The organism is Mesorhizobium sp. M7D.F.Ca.US.004.03.1.1, from assembly GCF_003998635.1.
GTDB classification, from domain to species: Bacteria; Pseudomonadota; Alphaproteobacteria; order Rhizobiales; family Rhizobiaceae; genus Mesorhizobium; species Mesorhizobium loti.
In genome coordinates this window covers 1-3,864 of record NZ_RZQG01000581.1, presented here as the reverse complement: position 1 = coordinate 3,864, position 3,864 = coordinate 1, and the positions used below count along the sequence as shown (strand labels likewise).

Genomic DNA, 3,864 nt, shown 5'->3' with positions numbered 1-3,864 from the left:
CATCGTGCCGCCGAACTGCCTGTCTGGCTGCACAGATACAATTGGCATCGTCCACATGGCAGCCTAAAGTCAAAAACGCCTATCAGTCGCCTCGCCCTGATCGAGGACAACCTGTTGAAGCTCCACAACTAGGTCGTCCAGCATCACAGTGAACCGCGTACGTAGTATTTTGTCGTAGGCGGCATTCTGGATAGCCGGATACGGGCTCTTCACCCGCTGCACCACCGATTGCGGGATGATGTCGCGAGAAACATTCACGGATTTCGTGAAAAAAGTGTACCCGCCGAAGAGCCCTACTCGCGGGGGCGGTGCAGCACCACCTCGGTGTCACTGCTCGTGTTCATGCGATGGACTAGGCCGGCCAGCTGTTGACGCAGCTCGCGGTAGTTGTAAGTCTCACCCGTGTAGACGAGCACCAAGTCAGGTCGGCCATCCCCCTGGAGCATCCTCGGCTGGCGGCCGCCCTGGATATCGATGATTGCCAGGCGGTGGTGTCCCAGCGCCGCAGGCCCGCCGATCCAAGTCCCCTCGTCGTCCGGACCGTGGTTCGCTATGGTGGCCGTCATATCGGCAAGCTCCCTTCGCGCATCGGGACCTCCGAGGTCTCGATTGAAGTCGATCCATTCACAGATGCCGCACAGGTTATGTCGCCGCATTTGGGCGAAGCAGATATAAGGCCAGTGGGAAACCATCGAGGCAAAGTGACGGATCTAGCCCAGCTACGATCCGCATCCGACATTGTCGGACATCGGACAGCACCGCGATTCGCTGCATAGGAAGCCTGGAGTCGCGATTTCCCCTGGGGGAATCAGCGCATGAAAGGAGAGCTGGGTCGTGTCTGCCGAAATGAGAAATTGCTCCCCCTTATTGCATCACCGAGGAATGTTACCCAGCGCGATAGACGGACATGCCCTATCTCCCCCCGTTGCAGCTGAGGGAGATAGGGGCCAGCTCTTCATTCAACCCTCATGGAGGATGATCAGCCCAGCCATTTCCATGCGCCGGCCTTCACAAGCCGTGCACCATTCAGGTTCTTTTCCTTGAAGCGCGACGATCCTTGTCAGACGTCGCAACACTTGCTGCCGAGAGCACGAGCTCTTCCTCGAGCATGCCTTGATCTGCGCCTCGAACGGCTCGCACATGCTGGGTTTCAACGACTTCGCAGAGGTTGATATTCTGCAGTGACTTCGTCTCGCTGCTGCACGGCATTGACGCTGGGAGCCATGCTCGCGTGGCGCAATTGTGCTGAAGCCGGTGCCCACGGCAACGTTTCTTAACCCGCCCCAGATCCTGGCGTTTGGCTATTTCCGACATTCGTGTCCGGCTTCGGACAAAGGCCGGGTTTGCCGAACGGAGTCGCACCCAATTTCCAGTGCTGCTTGAGCAATAATATCGACCGGCATTACTGCACAACACGAAAGTTGCTGCAAAAACCGAAGTGAACCCAAGGCATCGGGTCAATTGGCATGGCGCTTGCGACTCGGTCGATAGAACGCAGTCAAAATCACGGTTGCAGACCATGCCTACCTCTCAAAGCTCGATAAAGCACGCGAGCAAAATTCCCCGTCTCCGCGGAAGCTCGTCGCCGTTAAACGTGCCTGCTCGGGGGCGGTCTTGCACAAGACCGGTCCGAGGCAACCACGCCAAGGCGCGAGGCTGCCGGAACTGTCGACCGAAGTCGATGCCGCTTCAGTTTAACCGAAAAATGCACCGTACCACTTTGGCCTGGAAGCAAATCAATGACCTATAGAAAGAACGTTCCTCTCGTGACCTTTCGCACGCGTGTTCGCGATGAGTCGATCGGGGGGCCAAATCCTTATCAGTGGGAGAACAAGACCTCCGACGATTATTTCGGGGGCAAGCGCATCATCCTGTTCTCGCTGCCTGGCGCCTTCACCCCGACCTGCTCGACCTTCCAACTGCCCGATTTCGAAAAACTCTATGATCAATTTCTGGAACTGCGAATTGACGCGATCTACTGCGTCTCGGTCAACGATGCTTTCGTCATGAATGCGTGGGGAAAGTCCTTGGGGCTGCAGAAGATCGAGCTGATCCCAGACGGGTCGGGCGAGTTCACGCGCAAAATGGGCATGCTGGTCGCGAAGGACAATCTGGGCTTTGGCATGCGCTCCTGGCGATACGCCGCTCTGATCGACGATGGCGTGGTGGAGCAGTGGTTCGAGGAGGAAGGCTTCTGTGACAACTGCGAGACGGACCCCTATGGCGTTTCATCCCCGCAAAACGTTCTCGACAAATTGAAGGCGGCGGCATGACCCAGAAGTGGAAAGTCTCACACAACCCAAGCACACACTAGAGCCTCCTCGGCAGATCACGGTTCAACATGCATCTCTCAGCAAGCCTGCTTCAACGCCAGAAGCAACGTATGGTCTTATCGCCTCAAGCCATTGAAGCTATTCGCTTGCTGCGATTGACGCATACTGAACTCCATCAGCTCGTGCAGCAGGCACTCGAGAAGAACCCCGTTTTGAAGCCTGACCCGTTTGACGACGATTCGCCGCTGCCAGGGGTGGATCAGCGGAGCAGTCAAAGCAGAAGCGAAATCGGCGAATCGCCCATTGGCGGGCCGTCTGGCGGGCGCGGGCAATGGAAGTCGCAACGCAGTAGCGGCAACGATCGACCTGCCGTCGAGGAGTTTACCGCCCACACCGAAACATTGCACGACCATGTCGCCCGCCAGGTCGCCCTCAACCCGTTCACCCCCCAGGAGCGGCTGATTGCCGGACAGCTCGCCGCTCATCTGGAGGACACTGGCTATCTTCAGGTAAACCTTTTCGATCTGGCCAGGACGTTAAACGTTCGGCAAGCTGATGTGGAACGGGTCATCGGAATCTTGCAGCAATTTGATCCGCCGGGCATTTTTGCGCGAACTCTCAGCGAATGCCTGGAGATTCAGCTGCGCCAGCAAGACCGGTTCGACCCGGCTATGGCAGCTTTGGTCGCCAATCTCGAGATGCTTGCACGGGGGGATTTTCAGGGATTGAAGCAGCGTTGCGGAGTCGACGAGGAGGATCTCCTCGACATGAGGAACGAAATCCGCGCGCTCGATCCCAAGCCTGGAGACCGGTTCCAGTCCGGGACGCCGGAAACCATCGTACCGGACGTCTGGGTAATGCCCAAGTCCGAAGGTGGATGGCGGGTGGAGCTTGATCCGGCCACGCTGCCCAAAGTGTTGATCAACCACACCTATGTCGCCGAAATCTCGCAGCTGACCAAGCAAAATCCGGAAGGCAAAGCGTTTCTCGACAATTGCCAGGAAAAAGGGAACTGGCTGATCAGCAGTCTCAAGCAGCGCGCTAAGACGATCCTTAAGGTTGCGACCGAAATCGTGCGCCAGCAGGATGCCTTTTTTACACACGGCGCCGCCCATCTGCGGCCTCTCTGTCTCAAAAATGTCGCTGACGAGATCGGCATGCACGAGTCGACGGTAAGCCGGGTGACTTCGAACAGGTACATGTTGACTCCGCGCGGGGTGTTCGAGCTGAAGTATTTTTTCGCTGCGCCAATCGCATCCTGCGAGGGCGGCGATGCGCACTCCGCCAAAGCTGTCTGCCATCGGATCAAGGCAATCATAGCCGAAGAATCGCTCGACAAGGTACATTCCGACGAAGACATCGTTGCTCAACTCAAGGAGACCGGCATCGATGTCGCTCGCCGTACCGTCACCAAATATCGCGAGGCGATGAACATCCCTTCCTCCATACGACGGCGCCGCGATAAGCGTTTGTCCGCAGCTGCGATCAAGCGAAGTGACTAACCGACATTCGTGGTCGGCGAGAGGCGACTCTCAACTTCCTCCGGGCCGAAGCAGCTTTCGAAGTCATGGCATTCCCCGCAACTGGGTGC

General features: G+C 57.5%; 3 protein-coding genes and 1 pseudogene. 3 read left to right on the top strand and 1 reads right to left on the bottom strand.

Annotated elements, in window-relative coordinates:
- A pseudogene (locus tag EN935_RS25785) lies at positions 1 to 132 on the top strand (IS481 family transposase); the annotation flags it as partial.
- A 161-nt stretch (positions 133 to 293) separates the two neighbouring features.
- Here EN935_RS25785 and EN935_RS25780 read toward each other — a convergent pair.
- Positions 294 to 566: a hypothetical protein gene (locus EN935_RS25780; protein WP_199489650.1), complete on the bottom strand. Its 273-nt coding sequence runs from the start codon at positions 564 to 566 to the stop codon at positions 294 to 296.
- Positions 567 to 1,739: 1,173 nt separating this feature from the next.
- Here EN935_RS25780 and EN935_RS25775 point away from each other — a divergent pair.
- Complete coding sequence (locus EN935_RS25775) at positions 1,740 to 2,273, top strand: peroxiredoxin (RefSeq protein ID WP_063169380.1); 534 nt, start codon at positions 1,740 to 1,742, stop codon at positions 2,271 to 2,273.
- A 68-nt stretch (positions 2,274 to 2,341) separates the two neighbouring features.
- Positions 2,342 to 3,775 (top strand): RNA polymerase factor sigma-54, encoded by a 1,434-nt coding sequence (gene rpoN / locus EN935_RS25770; protein WP_063169381.1) that lies wholly within the window; start codon positions 2,342 to 2,344, stop codon positions 3,773 to 3,775.
- Positions 3,776 to 3,864 lie beyond the last annotated feature (89 nt).